The 22574-nt window shown below is 72.3% G+C and carries 19 protein-coding genes and 1 pseudogene; 5 read left to right on the forward strand and 15 right to left on the reverse strand.

The features are described from left to right. Positions 1-305 precede the first annotated feature (305 nt). Genes ACZ4VI_RS12835 through ACZ4VI_RS12845 form a run of 3 tightly spaced genes read right to left on the reverse strand, consistent with a single transcriptional unit; the run spans position 306 to position 3699 of the window. Positions 306-1469 (reverse strand): tetratricopeptide repeat protein, encoded by a 1164-nt coding sequence (locus tag ACZ4VI_RS12835; RefSeq protein WP_467999213.1) that lies wholly within the window; start codon positions 1467-1469, stop codon positions 306-308. Continuing rightward, positions 1379-2440 carry a tetratricopeptide repeat protein gene (locus ACZ4VI_RS12840; RefSeq protein ID WP_467999214.1) on the reverse strand — a complete coding sequence of 354 codons (1062 nt, stop codon included), beginning with the start codon at positions 2438-2440 and terminating at the stop codon, positions 1379-1381. Before ACZ4VI_RS12840 ends, ACZ4VI_RS12835 begins: the two co-directional genes overlap by 91 nt. Beyond that, positions 2437-3699, reverse strand: a complete 1263-nt coding sequence (locus tag ACZ4VI_RS12845) for an AAA family ATPase (RefSeq protein WP_467999215.1) — start codon at positions 3697-3699, stop codon at positions 2437-2439. The genes ACZ4VI_RS12840 and ACZ4VI_RS12845 overlap by 4 nt, the downstream gene beginning before the upstream one ends. A 94-nt stretch (positions 3700-3793) precedes the next feature. On the opposite strand from ACZ4VI_RS12845, the gene ACZ4VI_RS12850 reads away from it, so the two are divergent. Beyond that, positions 3794-4156 carry a hypothetical protein gene (locus ACZ4VI_RS12850; protein WP_467999216.1) on the forward strand — a complete coding sequence of 121 codons (363 nt, stop codon included), beginning with the start codon at positions 3794-3796 and terminating at the stop codon, positions 4154-4156. Here the strand turns inward: ACZ4VI_RS12850 and ACZ4VI_RS12855 are convergent. From ACZ4VI_RS12855 to hrcA, 4 genes are all read right to left on the reverse strand, one after another. Next, positions 4153-4896, reverse strand: coding sequence for a 16S rRNA (uracil(1498)-N(3))-methyltransferase (locus ACZ4VI_RS12855; protein WP_467999217.1), 744 nt, complete (start codon positions 4894-4896; stop codon positions 4153-4155). The two genes, ACZ4VI_RS12850 and ACZ4VI_RS12855, sit on opposite strands and share 4 nt — an antisense overlap. Continuing rightward, complete coding sequence (locus tag ACZ4VI_RS12860) at positions 4893-5969, reverse strand: nitronate monooxygenase (RefSeq protein ID WP_467999218.1); 1077 nt, start codon at positions 5967-5969, stop codon at positions 4893-4895. Before ACZ4VI_RS12860 ends, ACZ4VI_RS12855 begins: the two co-directional genes overlap by 4 nt. Positions 5970-6175: 206 nt before the next feature. After that, a complete protein-coding gene (gene dnaJ, locus ACZ4VI_RS12865; protein WP_467999219.1) occupies positions 6176-7315 on the reverse strand; it encodes a molecular chaperone DnaJ in 1140 nt (379 codons plus the stop codon). After that, positions 7316-8335 carry a heat-inducible transcriptional repressor HrcA gene (gene hrcA / locus ACZ4VI_RS12870; RefSeq protein WP_453727156.1) on the reverse strand — a complete coding sequence of 340 codons (1020 nt, stop codon included), beginning with the start codon at positions 8333-8335 and terminating at the stop codon, positions 7316-7318. It lies immediately after the preceding gene. A gap of 151 nt (positions 8336-8486) precedes the next feature. Between hrcA and ACZ4VI_RS12875 the strand changes: the two genes are divergently transcribed. Next, a complete protein-coding gene (locus ACZ4VI_RS12875) occupies positions 8487-9209 on the forward strand; it encodes an MBL fold metallo-hydrolase (RefSeq protein ID WP_467999220.1) in 723 nt (240 codons plus the stop codon). Positions 9210-9219: 10 nt separating this feature from the next. Continuing rightward, entirely contained in the window at positions 9220-10020 is an 801-nt protein-coding gene (locus tag ACZ4VI_RS12880) for a DUF3097 domain-containing protein (RefSeq protein ID WP_467999221.1), read from the forward strand. Positions 10021-10046: 26 nt separating this feature from the next. Here ACZ4VI_RS12880 and hemW read toward each other — a convergent pair whose 3' ends face one another. The 3 genes from hemW to lepA form a co-directional block, all read right to left on the reverse strand. After that, positions 10047-11279, reverse strand: coding sequence for a radical SAM family heme chaperone HemW (hemW, locus tag ACZ4VI_RS12885; RefSeq protein ID WP_467999222.1), 1233 nt, complete (start codon positions 11277-11279; stop codon positions 10047-10049). 69 nt (positions 11280-11348) lie between these two features. Beyond that, on the reverse strand, positions 11349-13223 hold the full coding sequence (locus ACZ4VI_RS12890; RefSeq protein ID WP_467999223.1) for an AMP-dependent synthetase/ligase: 1875 nt from the start codon (positions 13221-13223) through the stop codon (positions 11349-11351). A 258-nt stretch (positions 13224-13481) separates the two neighbouring features. Further along, positions 13482-15353: a translation elongation factor 4 gene (gene lepA, locus ACZ4VI_RS12895; RefSeq protein ID WP_467999224.1), complete on the reverse strand. Its 1872-nt coding sequence runs from the start codon at positions 15351-15353 to the stop codon at positions 13482-13484. A gap of 185 nt (positions 15354-15538) precedes the next feature. Between lepA and rpsT the strand changes: the two genes are divergently transcribed. After that, a complete protein-coding gene (gene rpsT, locus ACZ4VI_RS12900) occupies positions 15539-15805 on the forward strand; it encodes a 30S ribosomal protein S20 (RefSeq protein ID WP_384893243.1) in 267 nt (88 codons plus the stop codon). Between the two features lie 476 nt (positions 15806-16281). Here rpsT and holA read toward each other — a convergent pair whose 3' ends face one another. Beyond that, the gene (gene holA, locus ACZ4VI_RS12905; protein WP_467999225.1) at positions 16282-17277 is read right to left on the reverse strand and encodes a DNA polymerase III subunit delta; all 996 of its coding nucleotides are present in this window, start codon (positions 17275-17277) and stop codon (positions 16282-16284) included. Between the two features lie 39 nt (positions 17278-17316). On the opposite strand from holA, the gene ACZ4VI_RS12910 reads away from it, so the two are divergent. Next, the gene (locus ACZ4VI_RS12910; RefSeq protein ID WP_467999226.1) at positions 17317-17577 is read left to right on the forward strand and encodes a hypothetical protein; all 261 of its coding nucleotides are present in this window, start codon (positions 17317-17319) and stop codon (positions 17575-17577) included. A 37-nt stretch (positions 17578-17614) separates the two neighbouring features. On the opposite strand, the pseudogene ACZ4VI_RS12915 reads toward ACZ4VI_RS12910, so the two are convergent. The 4 genes and pseudogenes from ACZ4VI_RS12915 to ACZ4VI_RS12930 form a co-directional block, all read right to left on the reverse strand. Further along, a pseudogene (locus tag ACZ4VI_RS12915) lies at positions 17615-17979 on the reverse strand (arylamine N-acetyltransferase); the annotation flags it as partial. 84 nt (positions 17980-18063) lie between these two features. After that, on the reverse strand, positions 18064-19335 hold the full coding sequence (locus tag ACZ4VI_RS12920) for an MFS transporter (protein ID WP_467999227.1): 1272 nt from the start codon (positions 19333-19335) through the stop codon (positions 18064-18066). Positions 19336-19338: 3 nt separating this feature from the next. Further along, positions 19339-19989: a winged helix-turn-helix domain-containing protein gene (locus ACZ4VI_RS12925; protein WP_467999228.1), complete on the reverse strand. Its 651-nt coding sequence runs from the start codon at positions 19987-19989 to the stop codon at positions 19339-19341. Between the two features lie 43 nt (positions 19990-20032). Further along, positions 20033-22525 (reverse strand): ComEC/Rec2 family competence protein, encoded by a 2493-nt coding sequence (locus ACZ4VI_RS12930; protein ID WP_467999319.1) that lies wholly within the window; start codon positions 22523-22525, stop codon positions 20033-20035. Between the last annotated feature and the right edge of the window lie 49 nt (positions 22526-22574).

The raw sequence follows: 22574 nt of genomic DNA on the forward strand, positions 1-22574 counted from the left end.
CCTCGCCTTCGATGATCAGTACTCGGGCATCGTATCGGCCACGCGAGCCCGCGGGGCGGGCGTCGGGGCGGGGCGCCGCGGGCCCGCGGGGCGGGCGTCGGGGCAGGGCGCCACGAGCCCGCAGGGCGGGGGTCGGGGCGGGACGCCAAGAGCCCGCAGGGCGGGGGTCGGGGCAGGGCGCCAAGAGCCCACAGGGCGGGCGACGGGGCAGGGCGCCACGAACCCGAGGCGCGGGCGCCGGGGCAGGGCGCCGGGTGTGAGCAAGGCGCCGAGATCTCGTGCGCCGCGCCCTGCCTCCCGCGCTCCTACCTCGGGGCGCGGCGGCCGAGGGCCGAGCGGCTCACCCAGTAGGTGATGACCACCGCCCAGAACAGCGGCGCGCCGAGCCCGCCGACGACCCCCGCGTCCGCCCGCCACAGCGCGAGTGACACGACCGAGTGCAGGCCGAGCAGACCGACGGCGACCGCCATCGCGATGACCGGTCGGCAGCCGCGGGCCACCAGGAGCAGCGGGCGGCGCAGCCGCGGCGGCACGCGCCGGGTGATCCACACCGCCCAGCCGGCCCAGCCGCCGACGAGAACGGCCGCGCCGATCAGGTAAGGGACGAGGGCCTCGCCGCCCGACGCCCCCGTGCGCAGCGGCGCCGAGCCGAGGGCGGCGGCCACGAAGCCGAGCAGGGCCACCCAACGGGCGCCGGCGGCGGTGCCCCAGGCCATGGTCTCCAGGTTGTAGCGGGCCTGCCGGTCGTTCATGTCGAGCGCCGCGGACTCGACGAAGCCCTCGGCGGCCTTCGTCCACGACCCGGGCCGGAACCAGCGGCGGCGCAGATGCAGCAGGGAGAGGTTGTTGTGCGCCTCGCTGCTCTCCGGGTCGAGGCGCAGTGCCGTCTCGTAGGCCTGCTGGGCGACGCGGTGGTTGCCGGTGCGCTGGGCGGTAAGTCCGACGAGGAAGTGCGCGGCGCTCTCCTCGGGAGCGAGGGCGACGGCGGCGCGGGCCGCCTCGTACGCCTCGCGCCGCCGCTCGACGCGGACGGACTGGTCGAGGACCGTGCCGAGGGCGTAGTGGCTGCCCCAGTACTGCGGGGCGAGTTCGACGGAGCGGCGGGCAGACGCCTCCGCCTCCTCGTACCGCTTGAGCGCGAGCAGGATCTGCGTACGCATCAACCAGCCGGGCAGCGCGTCGGGCTCGGCGCGCAGGGCTCGCTCGACGGTGTCGAGGGCCTCCTGCGCGCGGCCCAGGCGGTGTTGGCAGCGCGCCAGGAGGACCAGCGCGGCGGCGTCGTCCGGGTCGGTCGCCAGGTGCTGGGCGACGAGGCCGGCCGCCTGCTCGTACCGTCCGACGTCGAACAGCGCGTCGGCCCTGTCCAGGGGCGCACCCATCAGACCTTGTCCCGGTCGTGGGTGATGCTGAGCAGGTTCGGTACGAGTCCCAGCCAGAACAGGACCTGGGGGATCGTACGGTCGGTCCACGGCACGGCGACGATCAGCAGGCCGCAGAGCGTGGCGAGGGCGGCCTGGCCGAGGACCACTCGGGGCCAGAACAGCCGCCGTACGAGGTCCCGTACGGTCAGCTTCGCGCCGGTACGCATCCGCAGATAGCGGCGCCACGCCCCGAAACCCCACACGGCCGCCATCAGAGCGAGCGCCCAGAGCCGGGTGCCGAGGTGGATGGGGAGTTCCTTCGGCTCGCCCTCCGTGGGGAAGACGTCGACGGTCACGCCCGCCATGACCAGGCAGAGCAGCGCGAGCCACCGGGTGCCGCGGAGCATCCGGTAGACGGCCTTGTCAAGGTCCCTGCGCAGCGCGGGGGCGTCGGGGGAGGCGGCGAGTCCGCCCGCGTACAGGTCGGCGGCCCGGGCGGCGGACGTGCCGGGCTTGCGGGCCTCGCGCTCGGTGATCTCGGTGACGGCGAGGCTGTCGGTCGGGTCGATGCGCAGCAGCTGCTGAATCGATTCCCGTACCAGGTCCTGACGCTCGTTGAACGCGGCGACCTTGTACATCGTGTGCCAGGTGTCGACCACGTCGGGACCGCGCCGCACTGCCTCCAGGGCCTCCTCGAGCGCCTCCTCCTTCGTCCCGATGAAGATCAGCATCTCGGCGCGCTGGGTGCGCGGACCCCAGCGGTACGGCGCGAGGCGGATCGCCTCGCGCTGCGCCAGCTCGGCCTCGGGCAGCCGGCTCATCCGGCGCAGGGCGAAGCCGCGCATGAAGTGGCCGTCGGCGGACTCGGGTTCGAGCTTCAACGCCTGCTCGGCGGCGTCGAGCGCCTCTTCGGGGCGCTTGAGGGCGCAGAGGCATCGGGCGCGCGTGTTCCACGCCTCGTGGTCGTCGGGTGCCTCCGCGAGACGCCGGTCGACCAGGGCCAGGCCCTCCTCGTACCGCTTCATGCCGTACAGCGCGTCGGCCTGTTCGACGTGCGGGTGACTGGTTGTTCCGCTCACAGCTTGCGCTTCTTCTTCAGGTAGGCGACCAGGTCGTCGTACATCCCGCCGTCGTTGGCGAACATCGCCACGTTGCGGGCGGAGGCGAACCAGGACTCGCTGGACGGCCTGATCTGCTTCGCCGCGCCCACCAGATCCTTCATGTTGATCATGCGTACGGTGCCGGTGCGGGCGGAGTCGAGGAGCGCGGACTCGGCGGCGGTCTCGCAGACATGGGCGAGGTCGGCGCCGGAGAAGTCCTCGGTGGCCTTGACCAGTTTGCCCAGGTCGACCGATTCGATGGGGCGCTCGCGCAGGTGGTAGCGGAGGATCGCCTCGCGGGCCGGCGCGTCGGGCGGCAGCACCAGCAGCGTGCGGTCCAGACGGCCGGGGCGGCGCAGCGCGAGGTCCACGTCCCAGGGGACGTTGGTGGCGGCGAGCACGAACACGCCCTCGTTCTCGGCGCCGTCGATGCCGTCGAGCTCGGTGAGGAGCTGGTTGACGACGTTGCGCAGTCCGCCGTGGTGCGTGCGCGAGCGCTTGGCCCCGAGGGCGTCCAGCTCGTCGAGGAAGACGACGCAGGGAGCCTGGGCGCGGGCGGTCTCGAAGATGTCGTGGACGTTCTTCTCGGACGTGCCGATGTACATGTCGAGGATGTCGGAGAGCGAGACCGATATGAAGCTCGCGCCGAGCTCGCCGGCGACGGCGCGGGCGATGAACGTCTTGCCGCAGCCGGGCGGGCCGTAGAGGAGCAGGCCGCCGCGGAGTGACTTGCCGTACAGCTTGCGGAGTTCGGGGTTGCGCATGGGGGCGAGGAAGGCGGCCTCCAGGCGGTCCTTGACCTCCTGCATGCCGCCGACGTCGGCGAGGCGTACGGAGCCGGGGCGGTCGACGTCCCAGGCGGACGCGTCGCCTGCGTCACCGCTGCCGTCGGAGGTGAGGGGCGCCTCGGTCCCGCTGTCCGGGCCGGTGACGAACCGGGGCCCGACGAGGTCCCCGACCTCCTGCTCGGCGGCGGCCCAGTCGAACCCGGGGGCCCGGGTGGGAGCTTCCTGAGGCGCGGCGGGCACGGCGGGCAGACCCATCGCGCGGACCATCAGGGCACGGGCCGCCTCGTCCCCGGGGGCGTGCTGGAGCGCGACGGCCGCCTCCGTGACGGCCTCGTCCCCGCGCCCCTCGGCGAGCAGCAGTTCGGCGAAGTGGAGCCGCAGGGGCACGTCTTGGGGCGCGGCGGCGACCGCGGCGCGCAGACTACGGATCAGAGGAGACTCGTCGGACATGCGGTCACCCTATGAACCGACCTACCACCCGCGCCCACCGGGTTCCCGAAATCCTGGTTGCCGAACCACCGGGTTCCCGGCATACGGTGGACCCATGGGGCGACGAGAACGCGTACCGCGCAGGCTGGTGGCGGACGGCACGGTCTGGCTCTGGTCGGTCGGGCATCTGCATCCGCCCTGCCGGGAACTGCTGACGCTGCGCCGCGCCGACGCCCCGCACGCGCAACTGCGCCTGGTCTTCCAGGAAGGCCCGGGCCGTGTGACGCAGGGCGGGTACATGGGCGCGGGCCAGGTCGCGGACACCAAGGACGGCTACCTCAACCTCAACGAGCCCGGCGTCGTCCGCCGGTTGCTCGACGAGGCCGAGGCCCGCGGCCTGCTTCCGGTCGCGCACGGGGTGACGGAGGTCGACGGCTGGCCGCTCTTCGACGCGCTCGTGGCGCGCCAGGCGCCTTAGGACCAGCGGCCCGTACGACCGAGGAGCAGCGCGGTGGCCGCCGTACCGGCCGTGGAGGTACGCAGTACGCTCCGCCCCAGCCGGTACGGCTTCGCACCCGCCTCCTCGAAGATGGTCAACTCCTCGGGTGACACGCCCCCTTCGGGCCCGACGACCAGCACGATGTCGCCCTCGGCGGGGAGTTCCGCGTTGGCGAGCGCGCCGCTCGGGTGGTCCCGGTCCTCGTGCAGGACGGCGGCGAAGTCGGCGCCCGCGAGGAGCGCGGCGACCTGCTTGGTGGTCATCGCGTCGGCCACCTCGGGGAAGCGTGTGCGGCGCGACTGCTTGCCGGCCTCGCGCGCGGTGGCGCGCCACTTGGCGAGGGCCTTGAGGCCGCGCTCGCCCTTCCACTGGGTGATGCAGCGGGACGCGGCCCACGGCACGATCGCGTCGACGCCGGTCTCCGTCATGGTCTCGACGGCGAGTTCGCCCCGGTCGCCCTTGGGCAGCGCCTGGACGACGGTGATACGGGGCGCGGGCTCCGGGTCCTCGTACGTCCCCGAGACCTGGACGGTCAGCTGGTCCTTGCCCTCGGCGGCGAGCACGACGCAGTCGGCCCACGCTCCGCGCCCGTCCGTGAGCACGAGCTCCTCCCCCGCGCGCAGCCGCTTCACGGAGACGGCGTGGCGGCCCTCGGGGCCGTCGAGGAGGAAGGTGCCGGTGCCGGGGACGGCCTCGACGACGAAGACGGGTGCGGTCATGAGGCGCTCCTGTGGGCCTGCGCGGTCAGTGCGGTGTCGAGTTCGGCGGCCAGCACCTCGACCAGTTGCCCCGCCGGGAGTTCGCGGGCCAGCCGGTGCCCCTGGCCGGCCCACAGGGCCATGCCCTGCGCGTCGCCCGCGGTGGCGGCGGCCTTGCGGAGGGGCGCGGTGAGGTGGTGGACCTCGGGGTAGGCGGCGGGGGCGTACGGCCCGTGCTCGCGCATGAAACGGTTGACGAGCCCGCGCGCCGGGCGGCCGGAGAAGGCCCGGGTGAGCTCGGTGCGGACGAAGAGGGGGTTGGTCAGGGCCTGCTTGTGCAGCGCGTGCGCGCCCGATTCGGGGCAGACGAGGAACGCGGTGCCGAGCTGGGCGGCGTCGGCCCCGGCGGCGAGGACGGCGGCGATCTGCGCGCCGCGCATGATCCCGCCGGTCGCGACGATCGGCAGCTGCACGGTCTCCCGGACCTGGGTGACGAGCGTGAGGAGCCCGGTCCCGGCGAGGGCGCCGTCCGGGTCGTCGCGGTGCGTGCCCTGGTGCCCGCCGGCCTCGACGCCCTGCACGCAGACCGCGTCGGCCCCGGCCCACTGGGCGGCCTGGGCCTCTTCGGGGGAGGTGACGGTGACGATCGTGTACGTACCGGCGCGGGCGAACGCGTCGAACGTGTCCCGGTCCGGGCAGCCGAAGGTGAAGGAGACGACGGGGACCGGATCCTCGAGCAGGATCGCGAGCTTGGCGTCGTAGGCGTCGTCGCGCCCCTGGTCGGCGTCGCCGAGCTGCGTCTCGTACCAGGTGGCCTCACCGGCGAGCTGGTGCCCGTACACCCCGACGGCGGCGGGGTCGGCGGGCTGTCCGCTCTGCGGCATGAAGAGGTTGACGCCGAAGGGCTGCCCGGTCAGCCCGCGCACCTGCTTGATCTCCTGGTACAGCCCGCCGGCGGTCTTGTACCCCCCGGCGAGGAACCCGAGCCCGCCGGCCTCGCACACGGCCCCGACGAGCTGCGGACAGGACGCGCCACCCGCCATGGGGGCCTGCACGATCGGGTATCGGGAGAGACCGTTCAGAGCGGTGGACATGCAGGCATCGTGTCATACGGGAAGGGCGGCACCCGCTCCCAGCGGATGCCGCCCTTCCAGGCACAACGTCGGCCTACTGGCCGGGGAACACGCCCGTCGGCCTACCGGCCGTTGAAGGCGTCCTTCAGCCGCGAGAACAGCCCCTGCTGCCCCGGCTGACTGTGCCAACCCGGGGGCCAACCCCCGGACCCCCGGCAGTCATGCGCCTACCGGCCGTTGAACGCGTCCTTCAAGCGCGAGAACAGCCCCTGCTGCCCCGGCTGGAACTGACCGGTCGGCCGCTCCTCGCCGCGCAGCTTCGCCAGTTCGCGCAGGAGCCGCTCCTGCTCGGCGTCGAGCTTCGACGGCGTCGTCACCTCGACGTGCACGATCAGGTCGCCGCGCCCGCCGCCGCGCAGGTGCGTGATGCCGCGCCCGTGCAGCGGGATCGACTGGCCGGACTGCGTGCCCGGGCGGATGTCGACCTCCTCGAGCCCGTCGAGCGTCTGCAGCGGCACCTTCGTGCCGAGCGCGCCCGCCGTCATCGGGATGGTGACCGTGCAGTGCAGGTCGTCGCCCCGCCGCTGGAAGACCTCGTGCGGGACCTCGTGGATCTCGACGTACAGGTCGCCGGCCGGGCCGCCGCCCGGGCCGACCTCGCCCTCGCCCGCGAGCTGGATGCGCGTCCCGTTGTCCACACCGGCCGGGATCTTGACCGTGAGCGTACGACGGGACCGGACCCGGCCGTCGCCCGCGCACTCGGGGCACGGGGTCGGGACGACGGTGCCGAAGCCCTGGCACTGGGGGCAGGGGCGGGAGGTCATGACCTGGCCCAGGAAGGACCGCGTGACCTGCGAAACCTCACCGCGACCGCGGCACATGTCACAGGTCTGCGCGGAGGTGCCGGGCGCGGCGCCCTCACCCGAACACGTCGTACAGACGACGGCCGTGTCGACCTGGATGTCCTTGGTCGTGCCGAAGGCGGCCTCGTTGAGGTCGATGTCCAGCCGGATCATCGCGTCCTGGCCGCGCCGGGTGCGCGAGCGCGGCCCGCGCTGCGACGCCGTACCGAAGAACGCGTCCATGATGTCCGAGAAGTTCCCGAAGCCGCCCGCGCCGAAGCCGCCGGCCCCGCCGCCACCGCCCGAGGCGGACAGCGGGTCGCCGCCGAGGTCGTAGACCTGCTTCTTCTGCGGGTCCGACAACACCTCGTACGCGGCGTTGATCTCCTTGAACCGCTCCTGCGTCTTCGGATCGGGATTCACATCCGGGTGCAGCTCGCGCGCGAGCCGCCGGAATGCCTTCTTGATCTCGTCCTGGGACGCGTCGCGGCGCACGCCAAGCGTGGCGTAGTAGTCCGTGGCCACTTACGACTCCGCCAGGATCTGTCCGACGTAACGTGCCACTGCGCGTACCGCTCCCATCGTTCCGGGGTAGTCCATGCGGGTCGGTCCGACCACGCCGAGTTTGGCGACTGCCTCGTCGCCCGAACCGTAGCCGACCGCGACGACGGACGTGGAGGTGAGCCCTTCGTGGGCGTTCTCGTGCCCGATCCGTACGGTCATGCCCGAGTCCTTGGCCTCGCCGAGCAGCTTGAGGAGCACGACCTGCTCCTCGAGCGCCTCAAGCACAGGCCGGATCGTGAGGGGGAAGTCATGGCCGAAGCGGGTGAGATTGGCGGTGCCGCCGATCATCAGCCGCTCCTCGTGCTCCTCCACCAGGGTTTCGAGCAGGGTCGCGAGCACCGTCGAGACCGTGCCGCGGTCCTCGGTCTCCTCGAACGACTCCGGAAGATCCTGCACCAGCTGCGGCACGTCCGCGAAACGGCGGCCGACCACGCGGCTGTTGAGCCGGGCCCGCAGGTCCGCAAGGGAGGTCTCGCCGAACGGCGCCGGGCAGTCGATCACGCGCTGCTCGACCCGGCCGGTGTCCGTGATCAGCACGAGCATCAGGCGGGCGGGGGCCAGCGCGAGCAGCTCCACGTGCCGGACCGTCGAGCGGGTCAGCGACGGGTACTGGACGACGGCGACCTGCCGGGTCAGCTGCGCGAGCAGCCGGACCGTGCGCCCGACGACGTCGTCGAGGTCGACGGCTCCGTCGAGGAAGTTGTGGATCGCGCGCCGCTCCGGCGTCGACAGCGGCTTGACGCCGGCGAGCCGGTCGACGAACAGGCGGTAGCCCTTGTCCGTCGGGATGCGGCCGGCGCTGGTGTGGGGCTGGGCGATGTAGCCCTCGTCCTCCAGGACGGCCATGTCGTTGCGCACGGTGGCGGGCGAGACGCCGAGCTTGTGGCGCTCCGTGAGCGCCTTGGAGCCGACCGGCTCCTCCGTCCCGACATAGTCCTGGACGATGGCGCGCAGCACCTCGAGCCTGCGTTCGCTGAGCATCGCGCCCACCTCCAGCTGTCGTATCGGGTTGCTTCGGTTGCTCCCCTTTTGGCACTCGCCCTGTCCGAGTGCCAGGAATCCCCCGGCCAGTGTACGGCGGCGGGCATCGCTCCTGGCAAGGAGGCGGGGTGGTAGCCGCTAGCGTCGCGGTATGGATGTCACTTGGGAAGAGTTCGGCTGGGAGCGGCTCGCGGACGGGGTGGGGCGGCGTCGGCTGCCGGGCTGGGACGCCACGGTGGGCCTGGTGCTGGGCGAGAAGGCGGTGCTGCTGTACGACACGGGCTCCACGCTCCGGGAGGGCGCGGAGCTGCGGGATCAGGTCGAGGCGCTGACGGGCGGCCGGAGCGTGACGCACATCGCACTGAGCCACCCGCACTTCGATCATGTGCTGGGGACGGCGGCGTTCGAGGGCGCGGAGGTGTACGGGGCGGTGGGCGTCGACGCGCTGATGCGCCGGGAGGCGAGCTCGCTGATGGCGGACGCGGTACGGCACGGGGTCGACGCGTTCGCGGCGGCGGAGGCGGCCGACGCACTGGTGGCACCGCAGCACATGGTCTCCGGGGAGTGGACGCTGGACCTGGGCGGCCGGCAGGTGCTCCTTGCGAACGTGGGCCCGGGGCACACGGCGCACGATCTGGCGCTGCTGGTGCCGGGTGCGACCGAGGTGGTCTTCTGCGGGGACCTGGTGGAGGAGTCGGGCGAGCCGCAGGCGGGGCGGGACGCGATGCCGTCACGCTGGCCGGACGCGCTGGACCGCCTCGTCGGTCTGGGCGGGGAGGAGGCGGTGTACGTGCCGGGTCACGGGGCGGTCGTGGACGTCGCGTTCGTACGACGTCAACGGGATGAACTGGCACGCCGCTTCTCCGTCGCATAACGTCCCCCAAATGCGCAGCTACAACCCGGACCTGACGCCCCCGTGGAAGCGATCCGCCCCCGTGCCGGAGGTGCCGGCGGAGGTGGACCTCGTGGTGGAGGAGGTCTCGACGGGCTTCTGCGGGGCGGTGATCCGCTGCGAGGCGGGCACGGTGACGCTGGAGGACCGCTTCGGCAAGCACCGGGTCTTCCCGCTGGAACCGAGGGGCTTCCTGCTGGAGGGCCGTGTGGTCACCCTGACCCGCCCGGTGGCCGGCCCCGCGCGGTCGCATCGCACGGCCTCGGGCTCGATCGCGGTCCCCGGCGCGCGGGCGAGGGTGGCGCGGGCGGGCCGGATCTACGTGGAGGGGCGGCACGACGCGGAGCTGGTGGAGCGGGTCTGGGGCGACGACCTGCGGATCGAGGGCGTGGTGGTGGAGTACCTGGAGGGCATCGACGACCTCCCGTCGATCGTCGCGGACTTCGCCCCGGCGGCGGACGCGCGCCTGGGCATCCTGGTCGACCACCTGGTCCCCGGCTCGAAGGAGTCCCGCATCGCGGCGCAGGTCTCGTCCCCGGACGTCCTGATCGTCGGCCACCCGTACATCGACGTCTGGGAGGCGGTGAAGCCGTCCTCCGTGGGCATCCCGTCCTGGCCGACGGTCCCCCACGGCCAGGACTGGAAAACGGGCGTCTGCCGCGCCCTGGGCTGGCCGGAGAACACGGGAGCGGCCTGGCACCACATCCTGTCGAAGGTCCACACCTACAAGGACCTGGAACCGGCCCTGCTGGGCCGCGTGGAAGAACTGATCGACTTCGTGACGGCACCGTAGGGGGCCCTTGCACGAGGCCCTGCCCCTTAGTCCACCAGGTCCCTGACGACCGCGTCCGCGAGCAGGCGACCCCGCAGGGTCAGGACCGCGCGCCCCGCCTCGTACGGCCCGGCCGCGAGGAGTCCATCGTCCAGGGCCCTCCGGGACGCGGCAAGCCCCGCGGCCTTGAGCAGCCCCAGCTCGACGCCCTCCCGGAGCCGTAGCTCCAGGAGCACACGCTCCACGCGCCGGTCCTCCGCCGAGAGAACCTCCCTCCCCGCGCCCGGGGACCTGCCGGAGGAGAGCGCCGCCGCGTACGCCCCCGGATGCTTCACGTTCCACCACCGCACACCCCCCACGTGCGAATGAGCCCCCGGCCCCGCGCCCCACCAGTCCGCGCCGCGCCAGTACAGCTCGTTGTGCAGGCACCGCCCCGCCTCGGACGTGGCCCAGTTCGACACCTCGTACCACTCGAAGCCGGCCTCCGCGAAGATGGAGTCCGCTATCAGGTACCGGTCGGCGTGCACGTCGTCGTCCGTCATCGGCACCTCCCCGCGCCGGATCCGCCGCGCCAGCTGCGTGCCCTCCTCCACGATCAGCGCGTACGCGCTGACATGGTCCGGGCCCGCCCCGATCGCCGCCTCCAGCGACGCCCGCCAGTCGTCGTCCGACTCCCCGGGCGTCCCGTAGATGAGGTCGAGGTTGACGTGCTCGAAGCCCGCCGCCCGCGCCTCCGCGACGCACGCCTCGGGCCGCCCGGGGGTGTGCGTCCGGTCGAGGACCTTCAGGACGTGCTGCCGGGCGCTCTGCATGCCGAACGACACCCGGTTGAAGCCACCCGCCCTCAGCTCCTCCAGGTACGCCGGATCCACCGACTCCGGATTCGCCTCCGTCGTCACCTCGGCGTCGTCCGCGAGCCCGAACTCGTCCCGGATCGCCCCCAGCATCCGTACGAGATCCCCGGCGGCGAGCAGCGTCGGCGTGCCCCCGCCCACGAAGACCGTCCGCACCGGCCGCGGGTCGTCGCCGAGCACCTTCCGGGCGAGGCGTATCTCCTCGACGACCTGCCCGGCGTAGTTGTCGCGGGAGGCGAGGACGCCTCCGGCACCGCGCAGCTCGCTCGCGGTGTACGTGTTGAAGTCGCAGTAGCCGCACCGCGTGGCGCAGTACGGCACGTGCAGATAGAACCCGAGCGGTCGCTCCCCGGCCCCTTCCAGGGCGTGCGCAGGCAGCGCCCCGTCCTCGGGCATGGGCTCACCATCGGGCAGTACGGAAGGCATGAGCCCATTGTCCCGTACTGCCCGAGGTAAGCCGTCCGACCTGTGGATAACTTGGTGGAGGCCCGGCGATCAGGCCTCCCGCGCCCCCGCGTACATCTCCTCGATCAGGTCCTTGTACGTCCGCTCCACCACCGGCCGCTTCATCTTCAGCGACGGCGTCAGCTCACCGTGCTCGACGTCCAGGTCACGCGGCAGCAGCCGGAACTTCTTGATCGTCTGCCAGCGCTGCAGGCCCTCGTTGAGCCGGTCGACGTACCCCTGGACCATCTCCTGGGTCTGGGGGGCGGCGACGACCTCCGCGTACGACTTGCCCGCGAGGCCGTGCTCGGCGGCCCAGCCGAGGATGGCGGGCTCGTCGAGCGCGATGAGCGCGGAGCAGTAGTTCCGGTCGGCGCCGAGGACGACGATGTTGGAGACGAAGGGGCAGACGGCCTTGAAGTGGCCCTCGATCTCGGTCGGCGCGATGTACTTGCCGCCCGAGGTCTTGAACAGGTCCTTCTTGCGGTCGGTGATCCGCAGGTAGCCGTCGGCGGACAGTTCGCCGATGTCACCGGTGTGGAACCAGCCGTCCGGCTCCAGGACCTCGGCCGTCTTCTCGGGCAGGCCGTGGTAGCCCTCCATGATGCCGGGGCCGCGCAGCAGGATCTCGCCGTCGTCGGCGATGCGGACCTCGCAGCCGGGCAGCGGCTTGCCGACCGTGCCGGTGCGGTAGGCCTCGCCCGGGTTGACGAAGGAGGCGGCGCTGGACTCGGTGAGGCCGTAGCCCTCCAGGATGTGGATGCCCGCGCCGGAGAAGAAGTAGCCGATCTCGGGCGCCAGCGCGACGGAGCCGGACACGGCGGCGCGCAGCCGGCCGCCGAACGCCTCGCGGAGCTTCTTGTAGACCAGCGCGTCGGCGACCTTGTGCTTGGCCGTGAGGCCGAAGGGCGCGGAGGCGGTGCCGGTGCGGCGGAAGTTGTCCTGGGTGACCTTGGCGTACTCGCGGGCCACGCCCGCCGCCCACTGGAAGATCTTGTACTTGGCGGGTCCGCCCTCGCGTGCCTTGGCGGCGACGCCGTTGTAGACCTTCTCGAAGATGCGGGGCACGGCGGCCATGTACGTCGGCTGGACCACCGGCAGGTTCACGATGATCTTGTCGATGCGGCCGTCGACGGCCGTGACGTGTCCGACCTCGATCTGGCCGGAGGTAAGGACCTTGCCGAAGACGTGCGCGAGCGGCAGCCAGAGGTACTGGACGTCGTCCTTGGTGACCAGGCCGGTCGCGGCGATGGCCTTGGCCATGTACGACCAGTTGTCGTGCGGGAGCCGGACGCCCTTGGGGCGGCCGGTGGTGCCGGAGGTGTAGATGAGGGTGGCGAGCTGCTCGGCGGTGATGGCCGAGACGCGCTCCTTGACGGCGTCGGCGTGCTTCTCCAGGTACGCCTTGCCGCGCGCCTCCAGGTCCGCGAGGGAGAGGACCCAGTCGTCGGTCTCGACGTCCGTCGGGTCGATGACGACGACGTGGTGGAGACCGGGCAGGTCGGCGCGGGTCTCGCGGGCCTTGGCGACCTGGGCCGCGTCCTCCGCGATCAGGACCTTGGACTCGGAGTCGGAGAGGATGAACGCCGACTCCTCGGCGTTGGTCTGCGGGTAGACGGTGGTGGTGGCGGCGCCCGCGCACATCACGCCGAGGTCGGCGAGGATCCACTCCACCCGGGTGGAGGAGGCCAGGGCGACCCGCTCCTCCGGGCGGACACCGAGGTCGATCAGACCCGCCGCGATGGCGTACACCCGCTCGGCGGCCTGCTCCCAGCTGAGGGACTTCCACTCGTCCGGTCCCTGGCCGGAAGCAGCCGGTACCGGGTAGCGATAGGCCTCCGCGTCGGGAGTCAGCGCCACGCGCTCAAGGAAGAGGTTCGCCACGGAGGGCGGACGGTTCTCGATCAGGGTCTGTGTGTCGCTCACGACGTCCTCCGGGCGGCGGCGGTGCGTTCTAGCGGTAAACGTTCTGATGGGCTGATGCGGCGCTGATGGCGCATTTCCAACTGGCGAGTAACCTTCGAGCCGCGATCAGAGTAAGGCGCCGGGGTCCGGCGCGTAAGAGTCTGCGGGCCGCCTCTTGATACCCGCTTCATAACGAACGGGCCTCCGCAGCGTTCCTGCGGAGACCCGTTCGATGTATCTGTCAGCTGAACAGCCGATGACTTCGCACCGACACGCCGGCTACTTCTTGCCCTTGCCGCCGGCGGAGTCGTCACTCGACAGGACGGCGATGAAGGCCTCCTGCGGGACCTCCACGGAGCCGACCATCTTCATCCGCTTCTTGCCTTCCTTCTGCTTCTCGAGCAGCTTCCGCTTACGGGAGATGTCACCGCCGTAACACTTGGCGAGGACGTCCTTGCGGATGGCGCGGATGGTCTCGCGGGCGATGACCCGGGAGCCGATGGCGGCCTGGATCGGCACCTCGAAGGCCTGCCGCGGGATGAGCTCGCGCAGCTTGGCGACGAGGCGCACGCCGTACGCGTACGCGGCGTCCTTGTGGGTGATCGCCGAGAAGGCGTCCACCTTGTCGCCGTGCAGCAGAATGTCGACCTTGACCAGGCTGGAGGCCTGCTCGCCGGTGGGCTCGTAGTCGAGGGAGGCGTAACCGCGCGTCTTGGACTTCAGCTGGTCGAAGAAGTCGAACACGATCTCGGCGAGGGGGAGGGTGTAGCGGATCTCGACCCGGTCCTCGGAGAGGTAGTCCATGCCGAGGAGCGTGCCGCGACGGGTCTGGCAGAGCTCCATGATCGAGCCGATGAACTCGCTCGGGGCGAGGATCGTGGCGCGCACGACGGGCTCGAACACGTCGTTGATCTTGCCTTCGGGGAACTCGCTCGGGTTGGTGACCGTGTGCTCGCTGCCGTCCTCCATGACCACGCGGTAGACCACGTTGGGGGCGGTGGCGATCAGGTCGAGACCGAACTCGCGCTCCAGGCGCTCCCGGATCACGTCCAGGTGCAGCAGTCCGAGGAAGCCGACGCGGAAGCCGAAGCCGAGGGCCGCGGAGGTCTCCGGCTCGTAGACGAGCGCGGCGTCGTTGAGCTGGAGCTTGTCGAGGGCGTCGCGCAACTCGGGGTAGTCCGAGCCGTCGAGCGGGTAGAGGCCGGAGAAGACCATCGGCTTGGGGTCCTTGTACCCGCCGAGGGCCTCGGTGGCGCCCTTGTTCAGGGTGGTGATCGTGTCACCGACCTTGGACTGCCGGACGTCCTTCACACCGGTGATCAGGTAACCGACCTCGCCGACGCCGAGGCCGTCGGCCGGCAGCATCTCGGGCGAGTTGGTCCCGATCTCCAGGAGCTCGTGCGTGGCGCCCGTGGACATCATCCGGATCCGCTCACGCTTGTTGAGCTGACCGTCGATGACACGGACGTACGTCACGACGCCTCGGTAGGAGTCGTAGACGGAGTCGAAGATCATCGCGCGGGCGGGGGCGTCGGCGACACCGACGGGGGCCGGGACGTCCCGGACGACACGGTCGAGGAGCGCCTCGACGCCGAGACCGGTCTTGGCGGAGACCTTGAGCACGTCCTCGGGCTGGCAGCCGATGAGGTTGGCGAGCTCCTCGGAGAACTTCTCCGGCTGCGCGGCGGGCAGGTCGATCTTGTTCAGTACGGGAACGATCGTGAGGTCGTTCTCCATCGCGAGGTACAGGTTCGCGAGGGTCTGCGCCTCGATGCCCTGGGCCGCGTCGACGAGCAGGACCGTGCCCTCGCAGGCCGCCAGGGACCGGGAGACCTCGTAGGTGAAGTCGACGTGCCCGGGGGTGTCGATCATGTTGAGGATGTGGGTCTTCCCCTGGCCCGCGCCCTCGGTGGGGGCCCAGGGAAGACGCACCGCCTGGGACTTGATCGTGATGCCGCGCTCGCGCTCGATGTCCATCCGGTCGAGGTACTGGGCGCGCATCTGCCGCTGGTCGACCACGCCGGTCAGCTGGAGCATCCGGTCGGCAAGCGTGGACTTGCCGTGGTCGATGTGCGCGATGATGCAGAAATTGCGGATCAGCGCCGGGTCGGTACGGCTCGGCTCAGGCACGTGGGTAGGAGTCGCGGGCACGCAGGGTCTCGTCTCGGGGCGATGGTCGGATCGATACGTAGGCTCCATGGTCCCACGAGTGACAAGGTCCGCCCGGTTTGGGCAGGCACGAGGCCGCCTGATACCGTGGACAGCTGTGTCTCGTACGCCCTCTCAGCGATGGGGCACACCTCAGAAACAACACCGAACCTGAAAAGGCTCTTTTCGTGGCGAACATCAAGTCCCAGATCAAGCGGAACAAGACGAACGAGAAGGCGCGCCTGCGCAACAAGGCCGTCAAGTCCTCGCTCAAGACCGCGATCCGCAAGGCCCGCGAGGCCGTCGCCGCGGGTGACGTCGAGAAGGCCGTCGTGGCTTCTCGCGCCGCCTCCCGCGCGCTCGACAAGGCTGTCTCGAAGGGTGTCATCCACAAGAACGCCGCCGCCAACAAGAAGTCGGCGCTGGCCACCAAGGTTGGTGCTCTGCAGGGCTGAGCCCCTCTGATGTAACGCCGGACGGGACCCAGCGGGCCCTCTCTCCCGCTCCCACCCGGCACCCCGGACCCGTGCGCGATACGCGTTCGCCACGCGTGCACGAGCCCACCATCCACACGACAAGGCCCCGAGCCTCCTTCCCCAGGAGCCCCGGGGCCTTCGTCGTCCCGGAAGCACACCTGCCACCACCCGGCGCGACCGGGCGAGGCCCCCGGCGCGAAGCCGCCGCCGCCCAGCGGGACCGGGCCAGGCCCCCGGCGCGAAGCCGCCGCACCGGGCCGCGCTCGCGCGGTGCGAAGCCGCCGCCGCCCGGCGGGACGGAGCGCGCCCCCGGCGCGAAACTGCCGCCGCGCGGGGCCGGGGCGCAGCCCGGGATTGTGTCACCCCCACCAGCCCCCGTCAGGGTTTCGGGAAGGGGCGGGGTGGGGGGATCAACCCGCCCCGGAGACAGGCACCTGCAACCGCACGCCTACCGCCTACCGCCGAAGCCGCGCCGCCCTCGCCACCGCGACCACCGCCTTCTCCAGGGCGTACTCCGGGTCGTCCCCCCCGCCCTTCACGCCCGCGTCCGCCTCCGCCACCGCCCGGAGCGCCATCGACACCCCGTCCGGCGTCCAGCCCCGCATCTGCTGCCGCACGCGGTCGATCTTCCACGGCGGCATCCCCAGCTCCCGCGCCAGATCCGCCGGCCGCCCGCCCCGCGCCGACGACAGCTTGCCGATCGCCCGGACGCCCTGCGCCAGCGCGCTGGTGATCAGGACCGGCGGGACGCCGGTCGAGAGCGACCAGCGCAGCGCCTCGAGGGCCTCCGCCGCCCGCCCCTCCACCGCCCGGTCCGCGACGTTGAACGACGACGCCTCCGCCCGCCCCGTGTAGTACCGCCCGACGACCGCCTCGTCGATCGTCCCCTCCACGTCCGCCGTCAGCTGCGACACCGCCGACGCCAGCTCCCGCAGATCGCTGCCGATCGCGTCCACCAGCGCCTGGCACGCCTCGGGCGTGGCCGACCGGCCCAGCGCCCGGAACTCCTGCCGTACGAACGTCAGCCGCTCCCCCGGCTTCGTCGTCTTCGGACAGGCCACCTCCCGCGCGCCCGCCTTCCGCGCCGCGTCCAGCAGGCCCTTCCCCTTGGCGCCGCCCGCGTGCAGGAGCACGAGCGTGATCTCCTCGATCGGCGCGTCGAGGTACGCCTTGATGTCCTTGATCGTCTCCGCGGACAGGTCCTGCGCGTTCCGCACGACCAGCACCTTGCGCTCCGCGAACAGCGACGGGCTCGTCAGCTCCGCGAGCGTCCCGGGCTGGAGCTGCTCGGAGGTGAGGTCTCGTACGTCCGTGTCGGCGTCGGCGGCTCGGGCAGCGGCCACCACCTCCTGGACGGCACGGTCGAGGAGCAGGTCCTCCTGGCCCACGGCGAGCGTGACGGGGGCGAGGAGATCGTCGTTCGAATTCTGCTTGCTTTGTCTGCGGATCATCGCGATCCAGCATCCCACGCCCCACTGACACCCACCCCCATGCCCGAGAATGGCGGGGTGAGCGAACGACATGTACTGGTGCTGCCCGACCGCGACGCCGCCGAAGAGGTGGCCGAGGAGCTACCCGCCCGCTTCGGCGTCGCCGAGGAGCCTCAGCTCGTACGGGACGCGCTGGCCGGCGAGGACGACGCGGAGGACGCGCAGTGGCTGGTCGTCGTGGAGGACCCGGACGCCCGCCTGGACCGCTCGGCGCTCGACGAACTCGCCGCGGAGTACGAGGGCTGGCTGGAAGCCCCGTAGACGAGCCCGTCGGGCCGCCCACGACCGCACAGGACAGCTAGGGCCTACGAGACGGCGCAACGGACGGCAGGTCGGCAAGCTCCATGCCGAACAGGTCGCGGTACGCCGCCCTCACCTCGTCGTCCCCGTCGAGCAGCCGCTCGGTGCGCTCGCCCTGGGCGGACGTGACGAGCTTGTGGCCGCTGAGGGTGATCCGGCCCTCGTCGGTGAGCCGGGAGCAGACGAGGGAGCGGGTGAAGTGCGAGTCCGGGGAGGTGCGGTGGTACCAGACACCCGCCGTGAAGTCGGCGAGCCGACGCGGCCGCAGCTCCAGCCTGTACCGCGGCTTGCCGTTCCGCAGCACGTCCAGGTCGCCGTCCCGGTCTCGAGGACGCGGAACGTGCCTCCCGGGTCCGCCTGGTCGCCCTAGGCCTGTTGGCCGAGGTCCGTGGCCCGAGGCTCCGCACGAACCGCCCCACTACCGTGCTGCCCGCCGACCGGACGGGCTCATGCCGCCGGTACCGGATCCTCGGCCTCCTCGGCCGGCCTGGGCAGTTCGCGGGTGTGCATCACCGGCGAGGGCAGCAGCCACAGCACGGCCAGTACGGCTCCGGCGGTGGCGATCCACAGGGTCGGCCGCAGCCCGAGAGCCGTGCCGAGCGCGCCCGCGGCGAGCGCGCCGACCGGGCGGAAGCCGTGGTTGAGCGTGCGGAACGCTCCCATCACCCGGGACCGGATGGCGTCGGGTATCAGCGCCATCTGCAACGACCCCGCGGCGATGTCGACGACCATGACGCCGACGCAGGAGAGGAACTCGGCCGTGAACAGCACGGCGACGACCAGGGCGGTTGGGCCCTGGGCGAGCGGTATGAGCAGCAGGGGCAGCGTGAAGCCGAGGAAGCCCGCCACGATCGAACGACCGATGCCGATGCGGCGTACGACGGCCCCGCTGCACACGGCACCGATCAGTCCGCCGACCGCTCCCGCGCCGAGCACGGCCCCGAGAACGCCCGGGCTCAGGCCCAGTTCGACCGTGGCGTAGAGCACGAACAGCGTGTGGAACATGTAGTTGAAGAACTGGATCGTTCCGGAGGCCGCGAACAGCGCCCGCATGGAGCGCTCCCGGACGACCCAGCGCAGGCCCTCGGTGAAGTGGCCCTTGCCGACCGGTGAGGGCGGGGGCTCCACGGGTCTGATCCGGGCCAGGAAGCCGGCCGAGACCAGATAGGTGAGGGCGTCGGCGACCATCGCGAAGGGTGCTGTCAACACCTGTACGAGCACCCCGCCCGCCCCCGGACCCGCCAGCCAGGCCATCGAACGGCTGCCGTTGACCAGCGAGTTGGCCTGCACATAGCGATCGGTCGGAACCATCGCGACGAACAGCGTGGCGTTGCACGCCTCGAAGAGCACGGTCAGCGCGCCGACCCCGAAGGCCACGGCGTAGAGCTGCCCGAGGGTGAGGGCGTCGAGCAGATACGCGACGGGGAGGGTCAGCAGCAGCGCCGCCCGCGCGAGGTCTGCGGCGATCATGGCGCGCCGCCGTCGGGCCTGCCGGTCGGCCCAGGCCCCGAAGGGGAGGTTGAGCAGCAACGCGGGCAGCAGTTCGGCGGTCTTGAGCCAGCCCATCTCCGCGGCATCGGCCCCGAGCACGAGCACGGCGGCCAGCGGAATCGCAATGAGCGAGATCTGGTCCCCGACGAGCGAGACGGTCTGGCCGGTCCAGTACCGCCGGAAGGTCCGCTCGCGCAGCAGCGCGGGTATGCGTTTCGCCACTCTCATCCCTCACTCCTCACCGTCGTCGTCGAGGAGTTCGGGAATCTCCTCGGGGATCTCGCGGTCCAGGTACGCGATGCGCAGCACGCTGACCGGCCTGGCCCCTTCCGGCCGCAGGGAGGGGTCGGACTCGCGGGCCTCGTAGGGCCGCAGCAGCTCGTCGATCCGCCGGCCGAATGCGGCCAGCTCGTCGGGCGTGAGGTAGAGGAGGGAGTCGCCGAACATCTCGGCCTCCCGCCACTCCCTGGGCAGCCGGTGCCGGTCCTCCATGGCCCGGACGACCCGCTCGAAGTACCGCTCGGCGACCGCGGCGCTCAGCGCGTCCGCCGCCTCCGCCACCGTCGTGTCCTCGCTGTCGCCCGGCCAGTCGGTGTACCTGGCCGTCGCCCGCCAGGGCTTCTCCCTGCCCCGGCCGCCGGGCGCCTCCTCCACCAGCCCGTACTTGGCGAGTATCCGCAGGTGGTACGAGCAGCTGGCCACCGATTCCCCGGTCAGCTCGGCCGCCCGCGTCGCCGTGAACGGCCCGCTCCGCCGCAGCAGGCCGACCAGGGCCATCCGCGTCGGGTGGGCGTACGCCCGCAGGGCCCGGGGGTCCGTGAGGCTGATGCTGCGGGGCTGCTCGCCACCCGGGGGCGGCGACGTGGTCTCGTTCTCGGACATGATGTAAACCTATCTTTAGAAAGACTCCTTTACAACGACTTCTTTACAAGCGTCTTGGCTGGCTCGGTACGGCCATCAGTCCCGCTCCGGCACCTGTCACCGCGATCGCCCCGTCCAGGTCCGTCCGCAATACCTCCGCTCCCCCGGCCCGCAGCGCCTCGACGGTCCGGGGCGAGGGATGGCCGTACGGGTTGTCCCGCCCGGCCGACACCAGCGCCAGCCGCGGCCGGACCGCCCGTATCAGTCCGGGGTCCTGATGGGCGGATCCGTGGTGGGCGACCTTGAGCACATCGACCGGGGCGAGCGCGGGGTACGCCCGCACCAGGCCCTGCTGGGCGGGCGGCTCCAGGTCCCCCAGGAGCAGCAGGCTGAGCCCCGCCGCAGTCCGGACGAGCAGCGTGACACTGGCGTCGTTCGGCTCCGACTCCTCCGGCCCCGCCGCGCCGGGCTGCCCCCGCGGCCACAGCACCTGCCACTCCAGCGGACCCAGGCGCCTCCGCTCCCCCGGCCCGGCGCGAACCACGGGCACTCCCGCCGCCGCGGCCGTGCGCCGCACGAACGCCGCCTGCCCCGAGGGCTCTTCGAGCCCCGTCGTCTGGATCGCGCCGACCGACCGCCCACGCAGCACCCCCGGCAGACCCGCGACGTGGTCCGCGTGAAAGTGCGTCAGCACCAGCAGCGGGATCCGGCGGACCCCGAGATCGTGGAGGCAGCGATCCACCAGCGTCGGGTCGGGACCCGCGTCCACGACCACGGCCGAGTCTCCGCCGGCCGCCAGCACGGTCGCGTCGCCCTGCCCCACCTGGCACATCGCGAACACCCAGCCCGGCGGCGGCCAGCCGCTGACGAGGCGGGTCAGCGGCGGCGGTCGCACCACCGCGAGGAGCAGCAGGACGACACAGCCCGCGGCGATCCTCCGACGGAACGGCATTCTCCACGCCCCTAGCACGACCAGACCGGAGAGCCCGGCCAGCAGCAGCCCTCCCCACCAGCCACCGGGCCAGGCCACCTCCGCCCCCGGCAACGCGGCACCGGCCCGGGCCACGCCGGCGATCCACCCGGCCGGCCAGGCCGCGACCCCCGCCACCAGCTCCGCCGCCGGAAGCCAGAGCGGGGCCAGCGCGAGCGCGGCGAACCCGAGGACCGTGGCCGGGGCCACGGCCAACTCGGCGAGCAGGTTGCTGGGGATCGCGACCAGACTCACCCGGGCGGCGAAGACCGCCACCACGGGCGCGCACACCGCCTGGGCCGCCAGGGCCGCCGCCAGCGCCTCGGCAAGCCTGCCCGGCACCCGGCGTCGTCGCAGCGCCTCGCTCCAGCGCGGCGCGATCGTGAGCAGCGCCCCGGTGGCCAGGACCGAGAGCAGGAATCCGTAACTCCGCGCCAGCCACGGGTCGTAGAGCACCAGCATCAGCACCGCCGCCGCCAGCGCGGGGATCAGCGACCTGCGGCGGCCCGTACCGATGGCGAGCAGGGCGACGGAGCCGCAGGCGGCCGCCCGCAGCACGCTCGGATCCGGCCGGCAGACGATGACGAAGGCGAGCGTCAGCCCTCCCCCGATGAGCGCGGTGGACCGCAACGGGATCCCGAGCCGCGGCGCGAGCCCGCCCCGTTCCGCCCGCAGAGCCATACCCGGCCGTCCGATGAGCAGGAGCAACACGATTGTGAGGTTGGACCCGGACACGGCAAGGAGGTGCGTGAGGTCCGTGGCCTCGAACGCGTCGCTCAGCTCCGGCTCGATCCGCGAGGTGTCGCCGACGACCAGGCCGGGCAGCAGCGCGCGGGCGTCCCCGTCGAGGTCCTCGGTCGCGCGGCGCAGTCCTTCCCGCAGTTCCCCGGCCGTGCGTTGCGCAGTGCTCGGTGGGCCCGTGATCCGGGGCGGTCCGGCACCGTCGACCCGCAGCACCGCCGCGAACCGGTCTCCCGGGCGCATCGGAGGTGCGAGCCGTGCGGTGAGCCGCAGCCGGGTCGAGGGCAGCAGCCGCAGCCACTCCCGCTGCTCTTCCCCGGCCGGCACGATCACCACGACAGGGGTCCTGGTCCGGTGGACGGCTCCGCCCGCTTCGACGCGGGTCGCCTCGCCGCCCAGGACGACGGAGACCGGGGCGGCCCTGTCGCCCCGGATCCGGGGCCGGGTGAGCCGGGGATCGGAGGTGACCGTCACCTCCACGCGCGCCCGGGCGTACTGCTCCGCGAGACCGGGCACCGGTCCCCGCCGCAGATCCGCCGCGTGCAGCCCGCCCGAAGCGGCACCGGCAGCGGCGCACAGGAGCACGGCGGCGCCCGCCGTGACCCTGAGCCGGCGACCCGGCCGCCCACGGACAGCCGTTGGCAGCAGGACCGTCGTCAGCAGCACGGCCGCACCCGCCAGGCAGGCGAGCACCCCCGCGAACACCCACCACCCCGCGGCACCCACCGCCAGCGCGGCCGCTCCCCAGGCCGCCAACGCCGGTGGTACCAGCCGGAGATCGACCGGCCCTTCCTCGACCTCCCGCCCACGCCCGGACACCTCGGCCTCGTCGGGGGCGTCGGACACCTCGGCCGCGTCGGACACCTCGGCCACCTCGGCCACCTCGGCCGCGTCG

The sequence above is a fragment of the Streptomyces sp. NPDC029169 genome, assembly GCF_055563935.1.

What these genes read in the sequence shown, in the direction of transcription:
- ACZ4VI_RS12845 (WP_467999215.1), bottom strand. Translation starts at nt 3,699, where the DNA reads ATGTCCGACGAGTCTCCTCTGATCCGTAGTCTGCGCGCCGCGGTCGCC.
- ACZ4VI_RS12850 (WP_467999216.1), top strand. Translation starts at nt 3,794, where the DNA reads ATGGGGCGACGAGAACGCGTACCGCGCAGGCTGGTGGCGGACGGCACG.
- ACZ4VI_RS12855 (WP_467999217.1), bottom strand. Translation starts at nt 4,896, where the DNA reads ATGACCGCACCCGTCTTCGTCGTCGAGGCCGTCCCCGGCACCGGCACC.
- ACZ4VI_RS12860 (WP_467999218.1), bottom strand. Translation starts at nt 5,969, where the DNA reads ATGTCCACCGCTCTGAACGGTCTCTCCCGATACCCGATCGTGCAGGCC.
- hrcA (WP_453727156.1), bottom strand. Translation starts at nt 8,335, where the DNA reads ATGCTCAGCGAACGCAGGCTCGAGGTGCTGCGCGCCATCGTCCAGGAC.
- ACZ4VI_RS12875 (WP_467999220.1), top strand. Translation starts at nt 8,487, where the DNA reads ATGGATGTCACTTGGGAAGAGTTCGGCTGGGAGCGGCTCGCGGACGGG.
- ACZ4VI_RS12880 (WP_467999221.1), top strand. Translation starts at nt 9,220, where the DNA reads ATGCGCAGCTACAACCCGGACCTGACGCCCCCGTGGAAGCGATCCGCC.
- hemW (WP_467999222.1), bottom strand. Translation starts at nt 11,279, where the DNA reads ATGCCTTCCGTACTGCCCGATGGTGAGCCCATGCCCGAGGACGGGGCG.
- holA (WP_467999225.1), bottom strand. Translation starts at nt 17,277, where the DNA reads ATGATCCGCAGACAAAGCAAGCAGAATTCGAACGACGATCTCCTCGCC.
- ACZ4VI_RS12910 (WP_467999226.1), top strand. Translation starts at nt 17,317, where the DNA reads ATGCCCGAGAATGGCGGGGTGAGCGAACGACATGTACTGGTGCTGCCC.
- ACZ4VI_RS12920 (WP_467999227.1), bottom strand. Translation starts at nt 19,335, where the DNA reads ATGAGAGTGGCGAAACGCATACCCGCGCTGCTGCGCGAGCGGACCTTC.
- ACZ4VI_RS12925 (WP_467999228.1), bottom strand. Translation starts at nt 19,989, where the DNA reads ATGTCCGAGAACGAGACCACGTCGCCGCCCCCGGGTGGCGAGCAGCCC.